Raw genomic sequence first — 25,789 nt, 5'->3', positions numbered from 1 at the left:
TTAAACAGCTATATCTTTATTTACTCATTAATTTCTTTTAGCTTTAAACAAAATTCAGATTTAAAATGCGATTGGCTTTAGGTTTAATCCTACATTTTCCTCCCAGCCCATGGCAATATTCATATTTTGAACAGCCTGTCCGGAAGCACCTTTCAACAAATTATCAATAGCTGAATGAATTACTGTTACATTCCCTTTCTTTTCAATCTGAATCACACAGCGATTCGTGTTGACAACCTGTTTTAAGTCAATTGCTTTTTTGCTTACTTTTACAAAAGGTTCATCTGCATAGAAATCCTCAAACAACTGCTCAATATCTGAAAGCTCTACCTCTGTTTTCATCATGGAACTTGTAAAAATACCTCTCGTAAAATCACCTCTCCATGGAACAAAATTCAGGCTGATATCACTTGTATTAAAAGAAACTAATTGCTGTAAAATCTCATCCACATGCTGATGTGTCAATGTTTTATAAGCTGAAATATTATCATTCCTCCAAGTAAAATGCGTAGTTGGTTGCAAAGATTGCCCCGCGCCTGTCGAACCTGTAATTCCAGTTGTGTATACGTCATTCAACAAACCTTTTTCAGCTAACGGAAGCAAAGCCAATTGAATTGCTGTTGCAAAGCACCCAGGATTTGCAATACTTTTTGCCCCTAAAAGTTGTTTTTTGTTAATTTCAGGTAGACCGTAGATAAAATTTCTGTTTTCCAACTTTCCATCAAGACGAAAATCATTCCCTAAATCAATAACTAACGTTTCTTCTTTTACGGCATTATGAGTCAACCAATTATTACTTTCTTTGTGAGGAAGGCATAAAAACAAAATATCTACATCTTCGGACTTATCCGTTAAAACCATCTCACAAACTGTCGTTAAATCCGGGTACAAATCTGAAATCTTTGTTCCCGAATTTGAACGACTATATAAAAAACTCAAATGCACATTAGGATGAAAAATCAGCAGGCGAATCAATTCGCTTCCCGTATAACCGTTAGCGCCTACAATTCCTACTTTTTTCATACTTTTTCTCCGTTAATCTGATGATATATATTCAAAGAATTGCTAACAATTTTGGTATACCCTTTCACATCTTCCCCTGTCCATGATTTGTTAGCTTCTCCATAGCTTCCGAATTGATCAGACATTAAATCATGCTCAGATTCAATTCCATTTAAAACGAATCGATAAGGATATAATGTCACAAAAACTTTCCCAGTTACTGTTTTTTGAGAATCATTTAAAAAAGATTCAATATTCCTCATGACAGGATCTAAGAAGAATGCTTCATGAAGCCAGTTGCCATACCAATCTGATAATTGAGATTTCATCATCTGTTGGTATTTTGAAAGCGTATGTTTCTCCAATAAATGATGAGCTTTAATAATCACAGACGCGGCAGCGGCTTCAAACCCTACCCTTCCTTTAATCCCTACAATTGTATCTCCAACATGTATATCCCGACCAATTCCATAAACAGAAGCTAATTTTTCAATTTTTTGAATCGCATATACCGGATGATCAAAATTTTCTCCATTAACAGACACCAACTCTCCATTTTTGAATTCAATTTCTAATTCTGATGGTTGAGTTTCTTTTATTTGCGAAGGAAATGCATCTTCAGGCAAATAATTTCTTGAAGTCAAGGTCTCTTTTCCTCCTACTGAAGTACCCCAAAGACCTTTATTCACAGAATATTCAGCTTTTTGGAAGTCCATTTCGTACCCATTATCTTTTAAAAATTCAATTTCTTCTTCTCGAGACAAAGACATATCACGAATAGGCGTAATAATTTCTATAGTAGGACACATGACCTGAAAAATCAAATCGAAACGGACTTGATCATTTCCAGCACCTGTACTCCCATGCGCAATTGCATCTGCTCCGATTTCAAGCGCATACTTTGCTATTTCCTGTGCTTGAATCGTACGTTCAGCACTTACCGATAAGGGATAGGTATTGTTTTTTAATACATTTCCAAAAATCAAATATTTTATACAAGAATCATAATAATCCTCCTGAGCATCAATGCACCTGTATTCTTTCACTCCGAGATTTAGGGCTTTTTTCTCCAGCTCTATTTCATCTTCTTTAGAAAAGCCTCCGGTATTTACAGTCGCTGCGTACACATCATACCCTAATGTTTCACTAAGATATTTAGCACAGTAAGAGGTATCCAAACCTCCACTAAACGCTAAGATCACTTTCTTATTCATTGCTCTATTTAATTTCTAATTGCTTATCAGCAATATTATTTTTCGTTGTATTTTCAGGGATAAAAAGCATTGCCGTACAAAGGCAGTTTTTACGATCTTTTTTCATTAAAATTTCATAATTCACACAATTCTTACATCCGCTCCAAAATTCCTCATCTTGAGTAAGCTCGGAATAAATTACCGGTTTGTACCCTAAATCACTATTGATTTTCATTACAGCCAGCCCCGTGGTAAGTCCAAAAATCTTAGCTTCCGGATATTTCTCTCTAGATAATTGGAAAACCTCGTTCTTAATTAAAGTTGCAACTCCTCTATTTCTAAAATTCGGAGAAACAATAAGTCCAGAATTAGCCACAAAACAACCATGTGACCATGTTTCTATATAACAGAAACCTACCCATTTATTGTTTTCAGTAGCCACTATAGCATTTCCTTCTGAAATTTTTTTACTTAAATATTCTATAGAGCGTTTGGCAATTCCTGTCCCTCTTCTTTGTGCAGAATCATACATTTCCTGTTGTATTTCATTTACATACACTAAATGTTTGCATGAGGAAATTTCTATTTCCATTTATTTATCTAAATTTTTCAACAAAATAAAATATAATTTCTTTTAAAAAAAAATAAAAAAGATATTTTTTTTGAATAATAAAAATTAACAGGTAATTATATCTTTATATAGAATATTAAATTTGCTAAGTTATTATATCTTTGCTAAAAATATATAGTTATGGAAAATAACTGTCCAAAATGCAATAGTAATAAAATAGTAAAAAGTGGTATAATCAATGAAAAGCAACGCTTTCACTGCAAGGATTGCCGTTATTATTTTACTGTTAAAAAACTTGGGAAACAGATAGATGATTATTATGTAACAAAGGCACTCCAGCTTTATTTAGAAGGTTTGAGCTTTCGTGAAATAGAAAGGATCATTGGAGTTTCTCATGTTACAATAAGTTCATGGATAAAAAAATACAACATCACAAGACCTCCCCATTCCGAATTCCATCCTGTATATAAAATATTAAAACAAAACGAATTGATTGAATACATAAAACAGGAAGAAAATATTAAGAATTCAGGAATTATCATCACCCAGTTTGCAGACAAATATATGCTCATAAAATGGGAAAGATTTAAAAAATAGATACAAACAACATCAAGAATATATTAAAATAAAGTATAAAACTATATGCTTACCATAAATATATATTAAATTTTTATAAACAAATTATTAATTACAATTTGGCTTTCATAAAAAACAACGCCAAAAATTAATAATTTATGAATAAAATACTTACATTTATTGGACTAACCTTAATCAGCGGTTCTCTATATGCGCAAGGCTCTCCTGATTATGGAGGCGGATTAAAATTAAATCTCAATCAAGAAGGAGATAAATATATTAGATTCATTCTTTGGGATCAGTTTTGGGTAAGAAATACTCAAATGAATCCTGGAAGCATGGTTGGAGGAGAAGCCACAGATAATTCTTGGAGCTTAGGAAACCGAAGACTTCGAGCTTTAGCTTACGCGCAAATTTCTAAACGATATATGATTCTAGCTCATTTCGGAATCAATAATCAAACATTCATCAACGGTGGAGGATCAGGAACTTCAGGAACGGGAGGCTATGGAAATGGAAAAAAACCACAAATGTTTTTTCATGATGCCTGGAATGAATATGCTGTTATTTTACCCGGAGAAGCCGGAAAATTTAGTTTATCCCTAGGAGCCGGACTGCATTATTATATGGGACTATCCCGTATGACAATGGCATCTACCTTAAATTTTCTCACCGTAGACTCTCCTATTTTCTCATGGCCCTTGATTGATAATTCTGATCAGTTTGCTAGACAATTAGGAATGTTCGCCAAAGGAAAATACGGTAAATTTGAGTATCGCTTCAGTTTAAATAAGCCTTTTGCTACTGATTTAATTCCCACCAACGTAACTGATCCCTCTAAAGCAGTAGCCGTAGACAATAATGGAAATCCTAATTTTTCAAAAGCCGGTTATGTAGAATATGAATTTCTTGATTCAGAATCTAATTTACTTCCATTCAAAGTAGGTTCTTACTTAGGAACAAAAAAGGTTTTCAATGTAGGTGCAGGTTTTTATCATCAAAAAGACGGAACCAGAACTTCCATTAATTCCAATATAGAAAAACACGACATCACCCTCGTGGCAGTAGATGCTTTTGCAGATATTCCTTTAGGAAATGCTAAAAATAAAATGGCCATTTCAGCGTACGCAGGATATTTTAATTATCAATTTGGTCCTAATTATGTAAGAAATATCGGAATCATGAATATTGCTTCTCCCGATCCTAACTTTATGGGAGAAAAAGCGATTGCCGGAGCAGGAAATCAACAACCCACTATTGGAACCGGAAATATTATGTATGCACAAGCCGGATTACTGCTACCCAGTCAAGCCGAAAAGCCTAAAATAAGAATTCAACCTTTTGCAGCCTATACTCATAAAAGTTTTGAAGCATTTGATAAATCTTCATCACAATTCGATATAGGAGCCAATTGGTTTATTGATGGCCATAACGCAAAAGTCACGACTCAATATTCTACTAGACCTGTATATACAAGTCCAACAGAAAGTCCTTCCTCAAAAGGAGAATTTATTATACAATTTCAAATCTACCTGTAACACTTAGGATGAAATTAATATCAATTTTTAACCCACATCAAAATCAAGTAACATGAGCGAACAACATCACGACGTCTATGAAAACATGTCCGATAAGCAAAAAAACCGCACCATCTGGAGCGTCATCACTGCTTCTTCACTCGGTACATTGATAGAATGGTATGACTTTTACATTTTCGGAAGCTTGGCTATTGTCTTAGCAACCAAATTCTTCCCAGCTGACAATCCTACTGCAGCATTTTTATCTACACTTGCTACTTTTGCCGCAGGATTTGTGGTAAGACCTTTCGGTGCTTTATTCTTTGGGAGATTAGGAGATCTTATTGGGAGAAAATATACATTTTTAGTAACACTCCTCATTATGGGATTTTCCACCTTTTTAATAGGATGTATCCCTAGCTATGAAACCATTGGTTTTTTAGCTCCTGTTTTGGTTTTAATATTAAGACTATTACAAGGATTAGCATTAGGAGGAGAATATGGTGGAGCCGCTACCTATGTTGCCGAATATGCCCAACCACACAGAAGAGGATATTGGACTTCTTGGATCCAAACCACAGCAACTGCAGGCCTTTTCATTTCATTAATTGTTATTTTAGTCACAAAAACGAGCCTTTCCGCGGAAGAATTTGATGGTTGGGGATGGAGAATTCCTTTCTGGATTTCCATTTTAATGGTAGGGGTTTCTTATATTATAAGAAAGAACATGAAAGAATCCCCTCTTTTCGCCAAAGCCAAAAGTGAAGGAAAAACTTCAAAAAATCCTTTAAAAGAAAGTTTTGGGAACAAATATAATTTTAAATTCGTTTTATTAGCATTATTTGGAGCCGCCATGGGACAAGGAGTAATATGGTATACAGGACAATTCTATGCAATGAGTTTTCTTCAAAAAGTAATGAATGTAGAATCTGCACAGGTTGACTCTTTAATGGCCACTGCCTTATTTTTAGGAACCCCTTTCTTTGTTTTCTTTGGATGGCTTTCCGATAAAGTAGGGCGAAAAGCTATTATGATGACAGGAATGTTGGTCGCTATTCTAGCTTATAGACCTATTTACGACAGTATGTATAAGAGCGTAAATCTTGAAAATAAGACGATTGCTACCAATGGAATTACCGAAAAAAGAACATCAAAAGCTCATCATGAAATTACTACAGACAGCTTAGTAACTTTTCATCAAGAAAAATTGTTTACAGATGGAACTTTAATCAAAAAAGATAGTATTGTTCACTGGTCACCTAGCGGAGTGGTTATGAAAGACGGAAAAGCAGAAGAACCTAAAGTATCACAAACTGTAAAATTAAGTGATAACACCAAATGGTATATCATTTTTATGATATTTATCCAAGTTATATTTGTAACGATGGTGTATGGTCCAATCGCAGCATTCCTAGTTGAAATGTTTCCGGTAAGAATTCGTTACACCTCAATGTCTCTACCTTACCATATTGGAAATGGCGTATTTGGAGGACTCCTTCCTGCTGTTGCCACCTATCTAGTAACAACCGCCAAGGATGCCGGACACTCTACATGGTATTTGGAAGGGCTTTGGTATCCGATAGGAGTAGCTACAGTGTGCTTGTTAATCGGACTATTCTACCTCAAAAATAAAAACAGCAATATTCACGATTAGATTACAAAATCACTTCCATTTTTATTAATTTTAAAACTACCAAAAATGAACGGATTAAAAAAAATATTAGGCATTCTATGGATTGCAATTGCAGTGGTTGTAGGCTACTTTGGCACCACTGTGTTAGGAATTCCTAAAATCTCTTCCGGAAAACAAGAAGATTTAGTATTTGGGATCATTATTCTATTTGTATTGATGCCCATTATCTCTGGAGGAATGGCTATTTTTGGCTATTATGCGCTCACTGGAGAATATTCTGACGATAAAGTATAAACCTTATTTATTGATGGATGAATTAATCATCCATCAATTTTCTTTTATTTATATGAAAAAGAGGCACGAACAAAAACTTATTATACTAAGCATTGGTCTTATGATCATGTTTAGTATTCCTATTTCATTATTATTCAATAGTGAAGATAAAGTTTTAGGCTATCCCATGATGTTGGTCTATATATTTATCATTTGGATAGCATCCATTATTATATCTTTTGTAATCGTAAAAAAATATGATGAGTAGTGTTGCCTTATTTTTTGTGGTATTATTTTATCTAGCTCTTTTGTTCTTAGTAGCCTATCTGGCCGAGAAGAAAAAAAGTAAAATCTGGATCAACAACCCTTATATATATTCATTATCTTTAGCTGTATATTGTACTGCTTGGACCTACTATGGCAGTATAGGAGTGGCGGCCACAAGCGGCCTCAATTACCTTACCATCTATATAGGTCCTATCATCATTATTCCTGCCTGGATCTATATCAACACTCGCATTGTAAGAATTGCAAGAGTCAATAAAATAAGTAGTCTTGCTGATTTTATTTCCTTGAGATATGGCAATAGTAGAAGTTTTAGTGCCATCATTACTATTGTCTGCCTGCTCGCCATTATACCTTATATAGGTTTACAAATTAAGGCCATTTCTGAAACATTTCATCTCGTTACAGAAACCTCAATGTCTAATAATATCTTAACTGATAATGCCACTTTTGTTGTTGTATTAATTGCTTTATTTTCATCATATTATGGAACAAGGTATGTAGATGCATCCGAAAAGCGCTTAGGCATTATTTCTGCAATTGCGCTAGAAAGTTTTTTAAAACTTTTCTTTATTATCATTTTAGGGTTCTTTGTTATTTATTTTGTATTTGATGGTTTTTCCGATATATATCAACAAGCCAGTCGATTTGAAGACTTTAAAGAAAAAAATACATTCAACAATACAGAAGAAGCCCTTAATTGGATGATTTTATGTATGATTTCTGCGACTGCCATTTGCATTCTTCCCAGACAATTTCACACAGCCATCGTTGAAAACAGACAAGAAAAACATATTAAAACAGCTATTTGGTTTTTTCCTCTTTATCTCCTGATTTTTACGATCTTCATCTTCCCTATTGCTTGGGGAGGAAGACTAATTTTTGATGGACAGAAAGTAAATCCCGAATTTTATTCCATTTTAATTCCGCAACATTTTGATAATACATTAATTACTGTTTTTGTTTTCTTAGGAGGCTTAAGTTCTTGTATTTCAATGATTATCATTTCTGCCATCACTTTATCCATTATGCTTTCCAATAACCTCATTATCCCTTATGGTTTATTAGGAAAATTTAAATCTGAAAATGACATTCAAAACGCCAGAAGCATTACGAATATTAGAAAATTCAGTATTTTCGGGCTGATTATTATGGCTTTTGTTTTTTACAAATATTTCATTTTAAAAATTTCATTAGATTCTGTCGGTCTTATTTCCTTTGTTGTCATTGCTCAATTAGCTCCTGCTTTTTTTGGCGCTTTATTTTGGAGGAGAGGAAGCTACAAAGGTGCTATTGCAGGACTTCTTTCAGGATTGGCAATTTGTTATTTTGGATTGATTATTCCTCAATATTATTTCTCTTACAATCAAGAACTCAAAGGTGTATTAAGAGACTTATATAATCTATTTGATTTTTTCACCATCCCTTATTTAGGAAGGATTCCACAAATATTCTTTTGGTCAATTTTAGTGAATACTGGCTTATTTTCTATTATATCAGTAAGCATCAAAGGTAACTATCGTGAAAGAAACTTCGCTGAATTATATGTGGATATTGATCGATATATTCAAAATCATGAAAACGCATTTATTTGGCGTGGAACTGCTTATATTTCAGATATTCAAAATATTTTAGAAAGATTTTTAGGCAAAAATAAAACAGATCAAGCTTTAAGAATATTTAATTTAAAATATAACATCGATTCTCAAATGGAAACTGCCGATTCAAGGTTCATTAAGTTTTCAGAAAACCTTTTAGCAGGAAGAATTGGAACAGCATCTGCTAAAATTTTAATAGAAGGCGTTACAAAAGAAGATAAAATTTCTTTAAAAGAAGTATTGAATATTTTAGAAGAATCTAAAGAAAATATTACCCTTAATAAAAAACTAACAGAACAATCAGAAGAATTACAAAAACTCTCTGATGATTTGAGAACGGCTAATGAGAATCTAATTATTAAAGACCAGCAAAAAGATGATTTTCTGGATTCTGTTGCTCACGAGTTGAGAACTCCTATTACAGCAATTCGTTCTGCAGGAGAAATATTAGCTGATGATGATGACATTCCTTTAGAAATCAAAAAAGAATTTTTAAATAATATTATAACTGAATCAGACAGACTGAGTGAGATTATTAATGATATCCTTTACCTTGATAGGCTTCAACATGGTGAAATCGCCTTACACATTAAGCAAAACAATATTCTTGAAACCTACAAAAAAGCAGTAAATCCACTATTACATCTGATACAACAAAAAAACATTCATTTAAGTGAAGTTAATATTCTCAATCATTTTTTATTTGAATATGATGAAGCCAGAATGATTCAGCTATTTCAAAATATATTAGGAAATGCCTTAAAGTTCACAGATGAGCAAGGAACCATTCAAACTAAATTAGCTGAAAAAGAAGAGTATTTAATCATTAAAATTTTTAATACCGGAAAACACATTCCGGAAGAAGATCTAGAAATGATATTTGATAAGTTTTATCAATCTAAAAATCAAAATATTATAAAACCCATAGGAAGTGGACTAGGTTTAGCAATTTCAAAAAAAATAATCCAGGCTCATGGAGGAACTATTCAGGCTGAAAACAACGGCCTCGGAGTTACTTTTATCATCAGCCTTCCTAAAGAGAAGTCCAACATTAAAAATGAATTTGAATATCAATAAAAACACCTTATGAAAAAGATAATTATTGCCGATGACGAACATAAGATATTGATGTCATTAGAATATAGTTTTAGAAAAAATGGCTATGAAGTATACATTGCGAGAGACGGTACAGAAGTTTTAGACTTTCTAAAAACCATGGTCCCAGATGTGATCCTTCTTGACATCATGATGCCTAATCTTGATGGATATAGCACGTTGGAAGCCATTAAAAAAAATGAAAAATTAATAGATACTAAAGTCATTTTTCTGAGCGCCAAAAATAATCCAAAAGACATTCAAAAAGGATTAGAAATGGGGGCCGATGCCTACGTAACAAAACCTTATTCGATAAAAAAACTAATACAACAAATAGAAAACATGTTTATATAGAGTTAGGAAATTAAAGATCTAAAAAACAAATATCTATAAATACAATAACTAAAAAAGACACAAAAAAAATAATTAATATGAATGAAGATACTTTATATAGAAAAAGTATAGAAGACAAGGAAAGTTTCTGGAAAGAGCAAGCTCAGAGTATACAATGGTTTGAATTTCCTACCCGGATTCTTTCAAAAGATAACAATAATTACACCCAATGGTTTTCTGATGGAAAACTCAACATGTGTTACCTGTGCATTGATAAACATATTGAAGACGGCTTCGGAGAACAGATTGCGATCATTTACGATTCACCAGTAACAAATTATAAACAAAAATTTACTTTTAATGAAGCAAAAGAAGAGATTTCAAAATTAGCGGGAGGATTAGCTTCTTTAGGATTAAAAAAAGGAGATACAGCTGTTATTTACATGCCCATGATTCCACAGACCCTCTTTGCTATGTTAGCTTGTGCCAGAATTGGAGTTATCCACAATGTAGTTTTTGGGGGATTTGCTCCTCATGAACTAGTTGTTAGAATTGATGATTGCAAACCAAAAGCTTTAATCACAGCCACTGCCGGTATAGAAATAACCAAAATAATACCCTATTTACCTCTGGTAGAAAAAGCCATCGAATTAGCCCAAGATAAAGTTGATAATATCATTGTCTATAATAGAAAATTAATTGATAATCAACAGGAAATGTTTGATGGACTGATTGATTACGAAGAATTAATTCAAAAATCAAAACCTGTTGATTGTGTCCCCGTTAAGTCCACTCATCCTCTGTATCTTCTATACACATCAGGCACTACAGGAAAACCAAAAGGCATTACTCGCGATACCGGTGGCTATGCAACAGCATTACAATTCTCCATGAAATACATCTACGGAATAGATCCCGGAGAAACCTATTGGGCAGCATCTGATTTTGGTTGGGCAGTTGGACATAGCTTTTCAGTATACGGTCCCTTAATAAATCGAAACACCACCATTATTTTTGAAGGAAAACCTGTTATGACACCGGATGCAGGAACCTTTTGGAGGATTATCTCAGAATACAAAGTTGCCGCCATGTTTACTGCTCCAACAGCTATACGGGCCATAAAAAAAGAAGACCCCAATGGAGAATTGGTGAAAAAATATGATCTTTCCAATTTTAAAAAACAATTTTTAGCCGGAGAAAGATGTGACGTCGCAACACTAGATTGGTTTACAAAACATATCGGAGTTCCTGCCATTGATCATTGGTGGCAGACAGAATCCGGATGGCCAATGCTAGGTTTAATGACCTATGACAATAATTATCAAATAAAAAGAGCTTCTGCAGGAAAACCAATTCCAGGATATGACATTAAAATTTTTGATGAAAACGGATTAGAACTTGACCCACATCACGAGGGGTTCCTGGTGATTAAACTACCCCTTCCACCAGGAGCTTTATTAGGAATCTGGAATGACTATCACCGTTTTGAGAATAGCTATCTATCACAATATAATGGATATTATTTCTCTGGAGATGGTGCCATTCAAGATGAAGACGGTTACATCTTTATTACAGGCAGAGTGGACGACGTGATCAATGTAGCAGGACATCGTCTTTCGACATCGGAAATGGAAGAAATTGTATCATCACATCCGGATGTTGCAGAATGTGCAGTGGTAGGAATTGATGATCATTTAAAAGGACAAATCCCATTTGCTACAGTAGTTTTAAAAAATGGTTCTACTATATCGGAAGAAAATTTAGAAAGAGATATTGTAAAAATGGTTCGCGAAAAAATTGGCGCAGTCGCATGTTTAAAAAATGTGATGGTCGTCAAAAGATTACCTAAAACCCGTTCAGGGAAGATTTTAAGAAAGCTCATCAGAACATTATTGGACGAAAAGGACTTTCAAGTCCCATCCACTATTGATGATGAAAAAATTATTACCGAAATTCAAGAAAAAATAAAAGTATACCGATCATAAAAGTATACATTAAGCATAGATTCAATAACAATAAAAATTCAAATTTCAAAAAAGAGAGGGATATGAGAAATTACCTAATAGAAGATTTACCACATTATTTTGAGGAATATAAAAAGTCTATTAAAAATCCTAAGAAATTTTGGGACAAAATAGCTGATCAAAATTTTGTATGGTATCAAAGATGGAATAAGGTTGTCAAATATGATATGACAGAAGCCAATATCACCTGGTTTAAAAATGCTAAACTTAATATCACCAAGAATTGTTTAGATAGACACTTGTCCGTAAGAGGGGACAAAACAGCTATCATTTGGGAACCCAATGATCCTAAAGAGAAAGCCCAACATATTTCCTACAACGAACTGTACAACCGTGTGAACAAAACGGCCAATGTTCTACGTGAAATGGGAATTGAGAAGGGAGACCGAGTTTGTATCTATCTTCCCATGATTCCGGAACTCGCCATCACCATGTTAGCATGCGCAAAATTAGGTGCAGTACATTCTGTAATTTTTGCAGGATTCTCATCTTCTGCAGTTGCTTCAAGAGCCAATGATTGTGGAGCAAAAATGGTCATTACATCAGATGGGAGCTTTAGAGGAAATAAAGTGATAGATTTAAAAAGCATCGTTGATGAAGCGGTTGAAAAAACACCTACAGTACAATCTGTACTGGTTGTAAAAAGAACGAACAATGATGTTACAATGAAAGAAGGAAGAGATTTCTGGATGTCAGATTTATATGATAAAGCATCGCCTGATTTCGTAACTGTAATCATGGATGCCGAAGATCCACTTTTCATTTTGTACACATCAGGATCAACAGGCAAACCAAAGGGAATGCTTCATACTTGTGCTGGTTATATGGTATATACAGCCTATACCTTTAAAAATGTGTTTAACTACCAAGAAAATGACATCTACTGGTGTACAGCCGATATTGGATGGATTACAGGTCACTCCTATATTCTTTACGGGCCACTGCTAAATGGAGCAACCACTGTAATTTTCGAAGGAATTCCCACTTATCCTGAGCCTGACCGTTTTTGGGAAGTTATTGAAAAACATAAAATTACTCAATTCTATACCGCTCCGACTGCTATTCGATCCCTTGCGAAAGAAAGTACAGAATGGGTGGATAAACACGACTTAAGTACATTAAAGGTTATTGGCTCTGTTGGAGAACCTATCAATGATGAAGCTTGGCATTGGTTCAATGATCATGTTGGAAAGAAAAAATGTCCCGTTGTTGATACATGGTGGCAAACCGAAACAGGAGGAATTATGATTTCACCACTTCCTTTTGTTACTCCTACCAAACCCACTTATGCCACTCTCCCATTACCCGGAATCCAGCCTGTTTTGATGGATGACAAACGTAACGAAATTACAGGAAATCAAGTAACCGGAAATTTATGCATTCGCTTTCCTTGGCCAGGGATTGCAAGAACAATATGGGGAGATCATCAAAGATATAAAGAAACCTATTTCACCGCTTTTCCCGGAAAATATTTTACGGGAGATGGTGCATTAAGAGATGAAGTCGGATACTACAGAATTACGGGCCGTGTCGATGACGTGATTATTGTATCTGGACATAATTTAGGAACCGCACCTATTGAAGACAGTATTAATGAACATCCCGCAGTTGCAGAATCAGCTATTGTAGGCTATCCTCATGATATTAAAGGAAATGCTTTATATGGTTTTGTAATTCTAAAAGAATCGGGAGAAGGTCGTCAAAAAGATAATCTCACAAAAGAAATTAATCAATTGATTTCAGATCAAATTGGTCCTATTGCCAAATTGGATAAAATTCAATTCGTATCAGGGCTTCCTAAAACTCGTTCAGGGAAAATCATGCGAAGGATTTTAAGAAAAATTGCAGAAGGAGATTTTACTAATTTTGGAGATATCACTACTCTTTTAAACCCCGAAATTGTAGAAGAAATTAAAAATGAAAGGATAGATTAGACTGAATATCTTTAACTTAAAAAAAATGAGCCCATTTTTTTCCTTTAATGGGCTCAACTCATATAAGAATACTACCTCAATTAATTATTTGATTATTAGGATCAACTAAACGATTGTTCAATAGACATTTTCAAAACTTTCTCGAAAACCTTATAGATAAAATAATTAATTTAAAATTTTATTAATTAAAATTCAATTATTTTAAAAAATTATTATTATCTTTAAAGTACAAATTTAAAACTATTGCTTATGTCAAGTATTTTAGCTGGAGTATTTCAACATCACAGCGATTATAAAAAGCTTGAGGCGGACCTTGAAAATTCAGGATTCGGAAATTCAGATTACATTGTTTACCTCAATGATCCGATTCATAATTCCTCTTACATGGCAAGTGTTGTTGTAAAGGATCTCAGTGAAATTGATAAAGCTAAAAATGTCTTTAATCAAAATGCTGTATTTAAAACCTATATATTTGAAAATATGAGTATAGATCAAGCAGATTACGCTCATTTAAAAAGCTATATAAATGCAAGAAATAAAGCAGAAATTCATGACAGCCCCGATGTTAAAATCAAAACATCCAATACTGGAATGGACTCTGAAGTCAAATTTTAAGAAAAGAAAAGCTAATAACCGAATCCGTAGAGTTTTCTACGGATTTTTCATTATTTGAAAAGTGCATTTTTTTTCGTATTTTCGTTTAAATATAGTCATTTCAAAATAGTGAGCTACAACTTAGAACAAGAAAATAAAGAGATCTTATCCAGATATAAAGATTTGATTTCCAACACATACAGAACGTTGGATGAGGATAATAATAAGCTCATTCGAAAGGCATTTGATATAGCTTTAGACGCTCATAAAGATCAAAGAAGAAAAACAGGTGAACCTTATATATATCACCCTATTGCTGTCGCTAAAATTGTCGCCACAGAGATAGGCCTTGGTGCGAATTCAATTGCATGTGCCCTTTTACATGATGTTATTGAAGATTCAGATTATACATATGAGGATCTTAAAAAAATTTTTGGAGAAAAAATAGCCAATATCGTGAATGGATTAACGAAAATATCCATCATGAATCATCAAAATATTTCTGTACAGTCAGAAAATTACAGAAAATTACTATTAACGCTTTCAGAAGATTTTAGAGTCATTCTCATTAAAATTGCAGATCGATTGCATAACATGCGTACGCTGGAAAGCATGGCTCCGGATAAACAGAAAAAAATTGCTTCAGAAACCGTATACATATATTCTCCCATGGCCCACCGTCTGGGATTATATAATATTAAATCTGAGCTTGAAGATCTATCTTTAAAATATAATAATCCGGAAGTCTATAACGAGATTACTGAAAAGCTAGAACTGGCTAAAGAGAGCCGTGAGAAATATATTGAAGAGTTTAAAACAGAAGTTTCAGAAAGACTCAAAGAAGAAGGCCTCAACTTTACTATCAAAGGAAGAGCTAAAGCCATTTCTTCGATTTATAGAAAAATGCTGAAACAAGGCGTTTCTTTTGAAGAAGTTTTTGATAATTATGCTATTCGAATTATTTATAAATCTGATGCTAAAAATGAGAAATTTCTTGCCTGGAAAATTTATTCAATTGTAACGGATGTATATCACAGTAATCCATCAAGAATGCGTGATTGGATTACACAACCTCGTTCTACAGGATATGAAAGTTTGCATTTAACAGTTCTTGGTCCGGATAAAAAATGGATTGAAGTACAGATTCGTTCTGAAAGAATGGACGAAATTGCAGAAAAAGGAGTTGCTGCTCATTATAAATATAAAGAAGGATATAAACAAAGCTCTGAGGACAGAAACTTCGAAAACTGGGTAACAGAGATCCGTGAGGTTTTGGAACAACAGCAAAATCTTTCTACCTCTGAACTATTAGACAACATAAAACTTAACTTATATTCTAAAGAAGTTTTCGTATTTACGCCAAAAGGAGAAATAAAAATTTTACCGACCAATGCTACGGCTTTAGATTTTGCATTTGCAGTTCACTCTGATTTGGGAATGAAATGTTTAGGCGCTAAGATCAATGGAAGACTAGTTCCAATCTCTTACACTCTTCAAAATGGTGATCAGGTAGATATTCTTTCCTCTCAAAATCAAAAACCAAAATCTGACTGGTTAGAATTTGTAGTGACCTCTAAAGCAAAGTCTAAAATCAAAAGTTATTTAAATTCACAAAAAAATCAACTGGTTGAAGAAGGCAAAGAAATTCTACAAAGAAAATTACGTCATGCCAAGATCAACTTCAATGATGAGGAGATCAATAAACTTCAAAAATTCTTTAATCTTAAAACTTCCCAAGAATTATTCTTAAAGTTTCAAAGTAATGAACTGGATGCAAGTAGCTTGAGAAAATATATCGAAAGTAAAAATGTTTTTAATAATTTACTGTCCCGATTCAGAAAATCTCCTGCAAAAAATCAACATTTTGAAGAATCCAAACAACAAAATTTAGACATGATCGTCTTTGGAAAAGACGAAGAAAAACTCAATTATACTTATGCCAAATGTTGTACCGTAATACCTGGCGATAAAATATTCGGATTTATTACCATCTCTGAAGGAATTAAGGTGCATAGTGATAACTGCCCCAACGCAATTAATCTGAGAGCCCAATATGACTATAGAGTAATTCCTGCTAAATGGGTAAATGCCGAAAGTTTCAAAAATAGAGTGAAAATTGAAATTGAGGGATTAGACAGAATGGGAATGCTTAATGATATTACCACGGTCATTAGTGGAGCAATGGGAATGGATATGAAAAGTATGTCAATTGAATCCAATGATGGTTTCTTCATTGGAAATATTAATTTAGAAGTCAAAAATAAAAGCCAGCTTGAACAAACATTTAAAAAATTAAAAGATATTAATGGGGTTTCAAGAGTCAGACGATTACAATCTTAAGCATGAATTTATCTTTATATTTTAAAAAATTTTTCAAAAGCAATCAATCTTCAGGAATTATACTGATTTTTTGCGTATTAACGTCTTTAATTATAGCAAACTCTTCAGCTGCAAATAGTTTTCAACAATTTTTAGATAGAGAATTAGGTTTTGATCTTATCCATTTGAAATACCCCATAAGTATTTGGATTAATGATGGATTAATGACTGTATTTTTCCTTTTGGTTGGGCTGGAAATCAAAAGAGAACTAATCGAGGGAGAACTTTCCTCTTTTAAAAATGCCTCATTACCTATTTTTGCAGCAATTGGAGGAATGTTGGTTCCCGCATTGATTTATACCCTTTTCAATTATGGAACCGAATATAGTAATGGATGGGGAATCCCAATGGCAACGGATATTGCATTTTCATTAGCTATTGTTTCCATGCTAGGCAATAGAGTTCCCAATTCCATAAAAATTTTCCTAGCCGCATTAGCTATTGTAGATGATTTAGGAGCTATTTTGGTGATTGCTATTTTCTACACAGAACAAATTCACTGGTTCTACTTATTATTATCTGTAGGAATATCCATTTTATTGTTTATTCTCAATTTCTTCAAAGTAACAAAAATTCTATTCTATATTATTCCGGGTATTTTTTTATGGTATTTCCTTCACCATTCAGGAATCCATGCCACAATTGCAGGGGTTATACTTGCCTTCTCCATACCTACCAATGAGTCGAATGTTAAAATTTCTCCTTTAGAAAAACTTGAAAATACACTTCATTTTCCGGTAAGCTTTCTCATCATGCCTCTTTTTGCATTAACTAATACGAATATTAGCTTCGGAAATGATATAATGAAAGGATTGACAAGTACGTTGGGGATGGGAATTATAGCAGGATTGGTTCTAGGAAAACTGATTGGAATTAATCTATTTTCCTATATTGCAATACGATCAAAACTTAGCTCTCTTCCTCAAAATAGTTCATGGTCACACATGCTAGGAGTGGGACTTTTAGCAGGAATAGGTTTCACGATGTCTATTTTTATTGCTTTATTATCGTTTAAGGAAAAAATAGATATACAAGACGAGGCCAAATTCGCTATATTAATAGCCTCTATTTCTGCATCTCTTATAGGATATATTGTATTATATATAAGTTCAAAAAAAGAATATGAACCTGAAGATTAATATCTTTCATTTATTTCGTCTATGCTCATCATCACTCTCTAAATTAGGTTCTTTATATTGACTGTGGAAATAAGATGTTTCTTTTATAAGCTCATCAGATAGTAACTTTTCAATCCTTACTTTCCTGATTGCCATATTAAGTTCATTCCCAAATAATAGAAGATAGACATTTACATTTACCCAGACCATAAGAAGTATCATGCTTCCAATTGAACCATAAAGAACGTTATATCTAGCAATATCTTTCACATAAATAGCAAAAAAATAAGTAGTTACAACAAACAAAATAGTAGTAAGAATAGCACCTGGTATGGCTTGCCTGAATCTAGTCATCTTCACCGTCCCCAACCAATAAAAAAGAGTTAAAAGAACAAAGTAAAATAAGGGAAAAGAAACAAAACCAATGATTTTTGAAAGGTTATCCACCAACCACGGAATATCATAATTAGGAGTAAATAGCTTTAAAACCACTTCAGAATAATACACTCCAAAAAGGGCTAAAAAAACAATCGTAATAAAGCCTATAGTAATGAAAAACGAAAGTATAAACTCTTTCACATTGGTTAGTTTTCCATCTGTATTTTCATTAAATCCATTAATCAAAGAGAAAGTTCCATTAGTTGCAAATATAAGCGCAAGAAGAATCGTTAAATTGCTAATTCCCCTCATATTAGGAATAATATTCTGTTCGATATAACCTCTTACATCATTTTCCATATTGGAAGGAAAAATATTATGAATAAGAACTTCAAATATATAAAACTGAAGTTTATCATAATGCGGCATATAGGGCAAAACAGACAAAAGAAAAAGCAGAAACGGAAACAAACTTATTGTAAAACTCCAGGAAATTGCAGCAGCTTTACGCCCGATATTACCTTTAAAAATTCCAGATATATATATTTGAAACATTTGCCAAAGTGATATTCCCAGTACAGGAATATGTATATCATCAAAAAATTCTTGAATTTTCAAGATAAATTTAGGAACTTGTATGCCCATAAAGTATATTTGTGCTTAGCAAATATATGAAATGCAGATTAATTTACTTTGTATTGGTAAAACAGATGATAAAGAAATCACCTCATTAATTAATTATTATCTTAAACGTCTTCCAAAACATTGGAATTTTGAAATCATCGAAATTGCCGATGTAAAAAATGCTAAAAATCTGTCTCCGGAACTTTTAAAAAAAGAAGAGGCCAAACTTTTTATGAATCATATCGATAAAAATGATTTAGTTATTATTCTGGATGAAAAAGGGAAACAATTTACAAGCCGTGAATTTTCTCAAAAAATTGATCATTGGATGAACTCTTCTATAAAAAAAATACATCTATTAATCGGAGGGGCCTATGGTTTTTCTGAAGAAATTTATAATAGGACGAATGAAAAAATGTCATTATCTAAAATGACATTTACCCACCAGATGATCCGGTTATTTATTGTCGAACAAGTATATCGTGCCGATCAGATTTTGCAAGGAAAACCTTATCATAACGATTAATAATCTTATTTTTCCTTCTTATCGCATTTCTCGTAATATTCTAAAAGTAAAGGTTTTTCATATCCTAAACTTACCGCTTTATCTAGGCTTGAACATGCTTCTTTAGGTTTTGATAAATCAAATAAGATTAAGGCTTTATTCACATAAGCTTGTGCAAATTTAGGATCAATGGAAATAGCTTTATTGACATCAGCAAGAGCTTCCTTATTTTTCTTTAGCTTAAAGTAAACATCCGCCCTACCACTGTACAGCAAAGATTCCGGTTTCTCAGAAATAAGCTGATTATAATCTTGTAATGAGCCCTCTAAATCGCCACTATTTTTTTTAAGATTAGCTAATCCTGTTCTTGCATAAATATTATCCGGAGCAAAACTTAAAATTTGATTCAAATCTTTTGCCGCAAGATCTTTTTTACCCAAACTTTCATAAATTTTCGCACGAGTAAGATACATATCTGCACTTTCAGGTTCAATTTGCAAGCCTTTATTTAAATATTCTAAAGCCTTCTGCTTACTTCCTTTTTGTCCATGAATGGAACCTAAATTTGCATAAACAGAAGCAGACATAGGATTTGCTTTCAAAGCAGATTCATAAGACTTGAAAGCTAAATTAGTTTTCCCTAATCTCCGTTGAGATGTTCCTAAATTATTATAATATTCCGATTGGATTTGTTGAATTTTTTCATTTTGAGCTAACTTTGAATATTGCTCTTCTGCACATTTGTAATCAGCTTTCTTAAAACAGTCTTCTGCAATCGTTTTATCTTGAGCGTAAAAATTAAATGAAGAAAAAATGAATGATAAAAGTAATAAATTCTTTTTCATGAAATTATATTTTGTTTGTTGATCACTTTTTTGGCAAGTGCACCAAATATCACTCCCAATAAAGATCCTACAAACACTCCTACCAAAATATCTATCGGAAAATGCACTCCTAAATAAATTCTACTATAAGAAACTATTATAGCCCATACAAATATAGCGTAAGGAAACCATTTAATCTTATCCTTCAATAAAATAGTTAAATAACTTGCCAAAAAGAATGTATTAGAAGCGTGAGCTGAATAAAATCCATACTGTCCTCCACATTTTACAATTCTCATATGGTGCTCTAAAGTAGGATCATGACATGGCCTTAACCTTGCCACTCCATATTTGAAAACACTGGCCAATTGATCAGAAACAGTAACTCCAATGGCAATAAACAATAAGATAAAAACAAAAGACCTCAGTTTATAATTTTTGAATAAAAGATAGCAAAAAATAATGTAAAGCGGAACCCAAATCCATGTACTGGAAATAAGCATCCATAACTGATCGAAAGGAGAACTTCCTAAATTATTAAGATATAAGAAAACCTTTTTATCTTCTAGAATTATTTCTTCCATTGCTATCTACTTACAGGTCCTTCATGAGACTCATCGTCAGCAGGTTTTGGAGCAGAAGCTACAACATCGGCTTGAGGCTCACCTACCGAATTCTTATCTATATCTTTTATCGGATTAAAATCTTTTGCAGCATCTTTTACTTTTTCAATCTCACGTTTTATCTCAGAAACAGGATTATCTGTTTCTTTCATGATTTCCGTTTTAATATCTTCCACTGCTCCACGCATCTTCCTCACTCCCGCACCTAAATCACGTGCTATTTGTGGAAGTTTATCTGGTCCGAATAATACAACAATTGCTATAGCAATTAATGCCATTTCTCCAAAGCTTAATTCCATGTGGTAAAATTACAAAAGTTTATACATTTATGAAGAGAAAACTAAAGTTTTAAACAAATTTTAAGATTTTTAAAATATTTTACTTTAGAATCCTGTATAAATCCACTCTAAAACAAAAAAAATAAGAAACCATATATGAATTTCTTATTTTTTACTTATTATTTATTTTTTAATTCCTTTTTTGAAAAGCATAATACGTAATAACGACGCTTATTCCCATTAAAATAAATGCCAGAAAAAATGGTGCGCCTCCAAATTTAAATGGAGCATTATCATGGGTGAAAAAATAAAATAGATTCGTCATCATAGGAGGTCCAACGATTGCAGTTGCACTCATTAGACTCGTTAACGCCCCTTGCAATTCCCCTTGTTCATTAGAAGGAACACTTTTTGTAATGACAGATTGAAGAGCCGGACCACATATCCCTCCTAAGCAATAAGGAATGAGGAATAAAAACATCATCCATCCCTGCGAAGCAAAAGAGAATAACAACATGGCGATTGTATAAAATATTAATCCATAATAAATACTTTTTTGATCTCCCAGTCTAGGGGTTGTCCATCTAATCAATACTCCTTGTACTAATCCTACCAATAAGCCAATAACTCCCAAAGAAATACCTATCATTCTTTCATCCCAATTGAATTCATACATAGTAAAGAAACTCCAGTTACTCTGAATAGCATGTCCCGCAATATAGATCAATATTAATGAAGTAATAAGTCCCGAAATTTCAGGATGTTTCCCCAAAAACTTAAATGAGCCTATTGGATTAGCTCGTTTCCAGTCAAATTCCCTTCTTTTATCTTTGTCTAAACTTTCTGGAAGTATAAAATATCCATAAAGAAAATTTAGCAAACATAAGCCTGCTGCGGCATAAAATGGAACTCTTGCTCCATAATGACCTAATATACCTCCAAAAACAGGTCCTATAATAAATCCTATTCCAAAAGCAGCTCCAATCAGGCCAAAGTTTTTAGCTCTATCCTCATCACTAGAAACATCCGCTATATATGCACTTGAGGCGGTAACACTTGCACCGGTAACACCTGCAATTATTCGCCCTAAAAAAAGCCACAAAATATTAGGGGCTAAAGCTAATAATATATAATCTAAGGCGAAGCCCAAAAGAGAAATTAAAATAATAGGTCTTCGCCCAAACTTATCACTTAAATTCCCCACTACCGGAGAAAAAATAAATTGTACAAATGCATATGCGAACCCTAACCATCCACCATATTTAGCAGCCTCACTTACATCACCCTGAATAAGGTCTTCTATTAATTTAGGAATTACCGGAATAATAATTCCCCAGCCTGTAATATCAATCAGTAATGTTATGAATATGAAACCGATGGCTGCTTTTTTTTTCGAATTTTTCATCATATGCAAAAATAAAAAAAAATATGGATAATCCTTATAGACTATATAAACACAAAAACCTTTCATTTCTGAAAGGCTTTGTCATATTTATTGTAGTATTAATTATTTTGAAGCAAGTACTTCTTTATTTGAAGTTGTTTTACCGTGTACATCTTCTTCTTTTCCTGTTTTCAAGAAATCATATGCAATAGCTGATGCAATAAAAATTGATGAATAAGTACCGAAACCAATACCAATTAACATGGCAAACATAAACCCTCTCAAGTTATCTCCTCCAAAAATGAAGATTGCTAAGATCACCAAGATTGTGGTAAATGAAGTATTGAAGGTTCTTCCTAATGTGCTGGAAATAGAATCATCAAATAACCCGGCTAATGTTAAAGACTTTTTCTCTCTTAGATATTCTCTAATTCTATCGAAAATAATTACTGTATCATTAATTGAATATCCTAATACGGTTAGTATTGCTGCAATGAAATCCTGATTGATTTCCATATTAAATGGCATATATTTATGCAATAATGAATAGGCTCCTAAAATGATAACCGCATCATGGAATAATGCTGCAACAGCACCAAGGGAAAACTGCCATTTTCTAAATCTCAATAATATATAGATAAAGATAATTCCCAATGCTCCTATCACGGCAAAGATACCATGCGTTTGAATATCATCAGCTACCGTAGGTCCTACTTTCTCAGAAGATATGATTCCTGCATGGTCTTTATCTGCTGATTTAAAATCTTTTAAAGTAATTCCTGCCGGAAGATTTGATTGTAAGCCTTCAAATAATTTTTGTTCGATAATCTGATCCGCTTTTAACGATTCATCTTCAATAAGATAATCTGTAGAAATCTTTAATTGCTTATTATTTCCAAAAGTTTTTGCCTCCACCGAAGAGTTTTTACCATCTTCAGTTTTAAATATAGTCACCAACTTTTCTTCAACGTCATTCGCATTTACTACTTTATCAAATTTCACTACATAGTTTCTACCACCCGTAAAATCGATACCATATTTAAATCCATGAATAAAAATAGATCCAATACATATAACCGTTAGAATAGCAGAAATAATATAAGCATATTTCCTCTTTCCGATAAAATCAAGCCAAGTATTTCTGAATAAGTTTTTAGTAGGTGGAGTCCAAACAGAAAGCCCCTTACCTTTATTCAACCTACTGAAGATCATAACTCTTGAAAGCAATACAGAAGTAAACAAAGTCATTGCAATACCAATCATCAATGTTAAAGCAAACCCTTTGATAGGTCCTGTTCCGAAGAAAAACAATACAACAGCTGTTAAGAAAGTAGTTGTATGTCCATCAATAATTGCGTTTAGGGCATGTTTGAATCCATCTTTATAAGCTTCAAGAATACTCTTTCCTGCAAATAATTCTTCTTTTGTTCTCTCATAAATAATTACATTCGTATCTACCGCTACCGCCATCGTAAGAACAATACCTGCAATACCAGGAAGGGTAAGCGTAAAGTCTCCGGAATCCATAATTCCAAAAATATAGAATAAGTTGATAATCATTGCAATTACTGCATAGACACCAGCCCCACCATAGTAGAAGATAATATAAACGATAATAATTAAGAATGCAATAACAAATGACATTAGTCCTGCATTAATAGATTCTTGACCTAGAGAAGGTCCTACTTGAGTAGCCTGAACTACTTTAGCACCTGCAGGTAATTTTCCCGCACCTAATACATCTACCAATTCCTTAGCTTCTTCTTGAGAGAAGTTTCCGGAAATTTGGGTTCTACCATTAGGAATTGCATTTACTACATTTGGAGCTGTATATACTCTATTATCAAGAGTAACTGCAACAGGTTTACCTACGTTTTTCTCAGTTAATGTTTTCCATTCTTTAGCACCCTTAGAGTCCATTTGCATATCTACAACAACTCTACCTAGATCATCATAGCTAATATTAGCTGTTTCCACCGCTCCATCAACAGGTGCCTTTTGATTTATATTTCCTCTAATAGCATACAATACTAAGCTCTCAGTATCTGAAGCTTCAGGTTTGTATCCCCACATGAATTGTGTATATTTAATATTTGAAGGACGTAAAGACTGAGCAACTTTGCTATTTAAAACCTTATTTACTACAGCCGTATCAGATAGCTTTACACTTCCTACAGCGCTCGGGTTAGCTGATTTTCCACCTTGCATAAGGTTCATAAAGTTGATATTTTTAGCAACTCCCATAGAATCTCCTTTTGCTGCAACCATCGTTGTCAAAGTCTGAAAATAAGGTGCTACTTCAGGAATCTGTTGTACTTCCCAGAATTGAAGTTTTGCAGAGGTTTGAAGCATCTTTTTAACTTTATCAATATCCTTCATACCTGGCATTTCAACAGAAATCCTTGCAGTTCCCGGTACTCTCTGAACATTGGGTTGAATAGCCCCTAACTTATCTATTCTTGTTCGGATTACTTCAAAAGCTGTTCCTACAGAAGCGTCAATTTTTCTTTTTACGATACTCTTTACCTGATCATCAGAAGTATTATATTTAATTTCGGTAAGATTCGTATTTCCGAATAATTCAGGATCAGCTAACTTTAGGTTGGTTCCTTTTGCTTTGTTGATCACATCAAATTGTTCAAAAAAATTATCGATATACGCTTTTGTAGAATTCTTCTGAACTTCATCTGTTTTATTCAAAGCCTCGATAAGAATAGGATTAGTAGAATAATTGGTTAAATCATTTACTAGATCTCTTTGGTTGATTTCCAAAAGGACATTAATCCCTCCTTTCAAGTCAAGTCCAAGTTTCATTTCCTTGTCTTTCGCTCTCGAGTAATAAAGTTTTGTGAATCCTAGATTCAGAGTATCCTTTGAAAGTTTTGCAATTTCTTTCTGATACTTCTCCGGATTGTCTCCTGCAATAGCTGTTGCCTGCCTTTCAATTTTGCTAGCGTACCATGTTGGTAGTAACTCATTTAAGCAAATCAACCCTAGTACAATAGCAACAATTGTAATAAGTCCTTTTCCTTGCATTTTATTATAACT

General features: G+C 33.3%; 22 protein-coding genes. 13 read left to right on the top strand and 9 right to left on the bottom strand.

What is annotated here, in order from left to right:
* Positions 1-60: 60 nt before the first annotated feature.
* The 3 genes from argC to CHRY9293_RS04175 are packed head-to-tail and all read right to left on the bottom strand — an operon-like array spanning position 61 to position 2,787.
* Positions 61-1,023 (bottom strand): N-acetyl-gamma-glutamyl-phosphate reductase, encoded by a 963-nt coding sequence (gene argC / locus CHRY9293_RS04185; RefSeq protein WP_162031732.1) that lies wholly within the window; start codon positions 1,021-1,023, stop codon positions 61-63.
* Positions 1,020-2,216: an argininosuccinate synthase gene (argG, locus tag CHRY9293_RS04180; RefSeq protein WP_162031731.1), complete on the bottom strand. Its 1,197-nt coding sequence runs from the start codon at positions 2,214-2,216 to the stop codon at positions 1,020-1,022. The genes argC and argG overlap by 4 nt, the downstream gene beginning before the upstream one ends.
* A 4-nt stretch (positions 2,217-2,220) precedes the next feature.
* Positions 2,221-2,787, bottom strand: coding sequence for a GNAT family N-acetyltransferase (locus CHRY9293_RS04175; RefSeq protein WP_162031730.1), 567 nt, complete (start codon positions 2,785-2,787; stop codon positions 2,221-2,223).
* Positions 2,788-2,946: 159 nt separating this feature from the next.
* On the opposite strand from CHRY9293_RS04175, the gene CHRY9293_RS04170 reads away from it, so the two are divergent.
* The 12 genes from CHRY9293_RS04170 to nhaA all read left to right on the top strand — a co-directional run bounded on the left by CHRY9293_RS04170 (position 2,947) and on the right by nhaA (position 18,146).
* A complete protein-coding gene (locus CHRY9293_RS04170; protein ID WP_122636262.1) occupies positions 2,947-3,363 on the top strand; it encodes an IS1/IS1595 family N-terminal zinc-binding domain-containing protein in 417 nt (138 codons plus the stop codon).
* Positions 3,364-3,500: 137 nt separating this feature from the next.
* Entirely contained in the window at positions 3,501-4,880 is a 1,380-nt protein-coding gene (locus CHRY9293_RS04165) for a porin (protein WP_162031729.1), read from the top strand.
* A 52-nt stretch (positions 4,881-4,932) separates the two neighbouring features.
* On the top strand, positions 4,933-6,513 hold the full coding sequence (locus CHRY9293_RS04160) for an MFS transporter (protein WP_162031728.1): 1,581 nt from the start codon (positions 4,933-4,935) through the stop codon (positions 6,511-6,513).
* Positions 6,514-6,558: 45 nt separating this feature from the next.
* Positions 6,559-6,786, top strand: a complete 228-nt coding sequence (locus CHRY9293_RS04155) for a DUF6814 family protein (RefSeq protein WP_122546948.1) — start codon at positions 6,559-6,561, stop codon at positions 6,784-6,786.
* Between the two features lie 52 nt (positions 6,787-6,838).
* Positions 6,839-7,033: a hypothetical protein gene (locus CHRY9293_RS04150; protein WP_122547355.1), complete on the top strand. Its 195-nt coding sequence runs from the start codon at positions 6,839-6,841 to the stop codon at positions 7,031-7,033.
* A complete protein-coding gene (locus tag CHRY9293_RS04145) occupies positions 7,026-9,725 on the top strand; it encodes an ATP-binding protein (protein ID WP_185153192.1) in 2,700 nt (899 codons plus the stop codon). Before CHRY9293_RS04150 ends, CHRY9293_RS04145 begins: the two co-directional genes overlap by 8 nt.
* A gap of 9 nt (positions 9,726-9,734) precedes the next feature.
* A complete protein-coding gene (locus CHRY9293_RS04140; protein WP_162031726.1) occupies positions 9,735-10,097 on the top strand; it encodes a response regulator transcription factor in 363 nt (120 codons plus the stop codon).
* A 77-nt stretch (positions 10,098-10,174) separates the two neighbouring features.
* Complete coding sequence (locus CHRY9293_RS04135) at positions 10,175-12,061, top strand: AMP-binding protein (RefSeq protein WP_162031725.1); 1,887 nt, start codon at positions 10,175-10,177, stop codon at positions 12,059-12,061.
* A gap of 62 nt (positions 12,062-12,123) precedes the next feature.
* On the top strand, positions 12,124-14,034 hold the full coding sequence (gene acs, locus CHRY9293_RS04130) for an acetate--CoA ligase (RefSeq protein ID WP_162031724.1): 1,911 nt from the start codon (positions 12,124-12,126) through the stop codon (positions 14,032-14,034).
* Positions 14,035-14,283: 249 nt separating this feature from the next.
* The gene (locus tag CHRY9293_RS04125; RefSeq protein ID WP_122546943.1) at positions 14,284-14,649 is read left to right on the top strand and encodes a hypothetical protein; all 366 of its coding nucleotides are present in this window, start codon (positions 14,284-14,286) and stop codon (positions 14,647-14,649) included.
* Between the two features lie 108 nt (positions 14,650-14,757).
* Positions 14,758-16,968 carry a RelA/SpoT family protein gene (locus tag CHRY9293_RS04120; RefSeq protein ID WP_162031723.1) on the top strand — a complete coding sequence of 737 codons (2,211 nt, stop codon included), beginning with the start codon at positions 14,758-14,760 and terminating at the stop codon, positions 16,966-16,968.
* A 2-nt stretch (positions 16,969-16,970) separates the two neighbouring features.
* Positions 16,971-18,146: a Na+/H+ antiporter NhaA gene (gene nhaA / locus CHRY9293_RS04115; protein WP_162031722.1), complete on the top strand. Its 1,176-nt coding sequence runs from the start codon at positions 16,971-16,973 to the stop codon at positions 18,144-18,146.
* A 6-nt stretch (positions 18,147-18,152) separates the two neighbouring features.
* Here the strand turns inward: nhaA and CHRY9293_RS04110 are convergent, their stop codons facing one another.
* On the bottom strand, positions 18,153-19,148 hold the full coding sequence (locus CHRY9293_RS04110) for a YihY/virulence factor BrkB family protein (protein WP_162031721.1): 996 nt from the start codon (positions 19,146-19,148) through the stop codon (positions 18,153-18,155).
* A gap of 31 nt (positions 19,149-19,179) precedes the next feature.
* Between CHRY9293_RS04110 and CHRY9293_RS04105 the strand changes: the two genes are divergently transcribed.
* Positions 19,180-19,653: a 23S rRNA (pseudouridine(1915)-N(3))-methyltransferase RlmH gene (locus CHRY9293_RS04105; RefSeq protein ID WP_122546939.1), complete on the top strand. Its 474-nt coding sequence runs from the start codon at positions 19,180-19,182 to the stop codon at positions 19,651-19,653.
* A gap of 5 nt (positions 19,654-19,658) precedes the next feature.
* Here the strand turns inward: CHRY9293_RS04105 and CHRY9293_RS04100 are convergent, their stop codons facing one another.
* The 5 genes from CHRY9293_RS04100 to secD all read right to left on the bottom strand — a co-directional run bounded on the left by CHRY9293_RS04100 (position 19,659) and on the right by secD (position 25,777).
* Positions 19,659-20,477 (bottom strand): tetratricopeptide repeat protein, encoded by an 819-nt coding sequence (locus CHRY9293_RS04100; protein ID WP_162031720.1) that lies wholly within the window; start codon positions 20,475-20,477, stop codon positions 19,659-19,661.
* Complete coding sequence (locus CHRY9293_RS04095; protein WP_162031719.1) at positions 20,474-21,040, bottom strand: phosphatase PAP2 family protein; 567 nt, start codon at positions 21,038-21,040, stop codon at positions 20,474-20,476. Before CHRY9293_RS04095 ends, CHRY9293_RS04100 begins: the two co-directional genes overlap by 4 nt.
* 2 nt (positions 21,041-21,042) lie before the next feature.
* The gene (locus tag CHRY9293_RS04090) at positions 21,043-21,378 is read right to left on the bottom strand and encodes a Sec-independent protein translocase subunit TatA/TatB (protein WP_162031718.1); all 336 of its coding nucleotides are present in this window, start codon (positions 21,376-21,378) and stop codon (positions 21,043-21,045) included.
* Between the two features lie 169 nt (positions 21,379-21,547).
* On the bottom strand, positions 21,548-22,762 hold the full coding sequence (locus CHRY9293_RS04085; protein WP_162031717.1) for a TCR/Tet family MFS transporter: 1,215 nt from the start codon (positions 22,760-22,762) through the stop codon (positions 21,548-21,550).
* A 102-nt stretch (positions 22,763-22,864) separates the two neighbouring features.
* Positions 22,865-25,777, bottom strand: coding sequence for a protein translocase subunit SecD (gene secD, locus CHRY9293_RS04080; RefSeq protein WP_162031716.1), 2,913 nt, complete (start codon positions 25,775-25,777; stop codon positions 22,865-22,867).
* Positions 25,778-25,789: the final 12 nt, after the last annotated feature.

It is taken from the genome of Chryseobacterium potabilaquae, from assembly GCF_902728265.1.
In the GTDB taxonomy this organism is placed as follows: domain Bacteria; phylum Bacteroidota; class Bacteroidia; order Flavobacteriales; family Weeksellaceae; genus Chryseobacterium; species Chryseobacterium potabilaquae.
The sequence above is the reverse complement of the archived record's forward strand: the minus strand, read 5'-3'. Positions and strand labels throughout refer to the sequence as shown.

What these genes read in the sequence shown, in the direction of transcription:
- CHRY9293_RS04125 (WP_122546943.1), top strand. Translation starts at nt 14,284, where the DNA reads ATGTCAAGTATTTTAGCTGGAGTATTTCAACATCACAGCGATTATAAA.
- CHRY9293_RS04160 (WP_162031728.1), top strand. Translation starts at nt 4,933, where the DNA reads ATGAGCGAACAACATCACGACGTCTATGAAAACATGTCCGATAAGCAA.
- CHRY9293_RS04165 (WP_162031729.1), top strand. Translation starts at nt 3,501, where the DNA reads ATGAATAAAATACTTACATTTATTGGACTAACCTTAATCAGCGGTTCT.
- argG (WP_162031731.1), bottom strand. Translation starts at nt 2,216, where the DNA reads ATGAATAAGAAAGTGATCTTAGCGTTTAGTGGAGGTTTGGATACCTCT.
- CHRY9293_RS04170 (WP_122636262.1), top strand. Translation starts at nt 2,947, where the DNA reads ATGGAAAATAACTGTCCAAAATGCAATAGTAATAAAATAGTAAAAAGT.
- CHRY9293_RS04105 (WP_122546939.1), top strand. Translation starts at nt 19,180, where the DNA reads ATGCAGATTAATTTACTTTGTATTGGTAAAACAGATGATAAAGAAATC.
- CHRY9293_RS04145 (WP_185153192.1), top strand. Translation starts at nt 7,026, where the DNA reads ATGAGTAGTGTTGCCTTATTTTTTGTGGTATTATTTTATCTAGCTCTT.
- CHRY9293_RS04155 (WP_122546948.1), top strand. Translation starts at nt 6,559, where the DNA reads ATGAACGGATTAAAAAAAATATTAGGCATTCTATGGATTGCAATTGCA.
- CHRY9293_RS04100 (WP_162031720.1), bottom strand. Translation starts at nt 20,477, where the DNA reads ATGAAAAAGAATTTATTACTTTTATCATTCATTTTTTCTTCATTTAAT.
- nhaA (WP_162031722.1), top strand. Translation starts at nt 16,971, where the DNA reads ATGAATTTATCTTTATATTTTAAAAAATTTTTCAAAAGCAATCAATCT.
- CHRY9293_RS04135 (WP_162031725.1), top strand. Translation starts at nt 10,175, where the DNA reads ATGAATGAAGATACTTTATATAGAAAAAGTATAGAAGACAAGGAAAGT.
- CHRY9293_RS04095 (WP_162031719.1), bottom strand. Translation starts at nt 21,040, where the DNA reads ATGGAAGAAATAATTCTAGAAGATAAAAAGGTTTTCTTATATCTTAAT.
- argC (WP_162031732.1), bottom strand. Translation starts at nt 1,023, where the DNA reads ATGAAAAAAGTAGGAATTGTAGGCGCTAACGGTTATACGGGAAGCGAA.
- secD (WP_162031716.1), bottom strand. Translation starts at nt 25,777, where the DNA reads ATGCAAGGAAAAGGACTTATTACAATTGTTGCTATTGTACTAGGGTTG.
- CHRY9293_RS04110 (WP_162031721.1), bottom strand. Translation starts at nt 19,148, where the DNA reads ATGGGCATACAAGTTCCTAAATTTATCTTGAAAATTCAAGAATTTTTT.
- acs (WP_162031724.1), top strand. Translation starts at nt 12,124, where the DNA reads ATGAGAAATTACCTAATAGAAGATTTACCACATTATTTTGAGGAATAT.
- CHRY9293_RS04085 (WP_162031717.1), bottom strand. Translation starts at nt 22,762, where the DNA reads ATGAAAAATTCGAAAAAAAAAGCAGCCATCGGTTTCATATTCATAACA.
- CHRY9293_RS04090 (WP_162031718.1), bottom strand. Translation starts at nt 21,378, where the DNA reads ATGGAATTAAGCTTTGGAGAAATGGCATTAATTGCTATAGCAATTGTT.
- CHRY9293_RS04175 (WP_162031730.1), bottom strand. Translation starts at nt 2,787, where the DNA reads ATGGAAATAGAAATTTCCTCATGCAAACATTTAGTGTATGTAAATGAA.
- CHRY9293_RS04150 (WP_122547355.1), top strand. Translation starts at nt 6,839, where the DNA reads ATGAAAAAGAGGCACGAACAAAAACTTATTATACTAAGCATTGGTCTT.
- CHRY9293_RS04140 (WP_162031726.1), top strand. Translation starts at nt 9,735, where the DNA reads ATGAAAAAGATAATTATTGCCGATGACGAACATAAGATATTGATGTCA.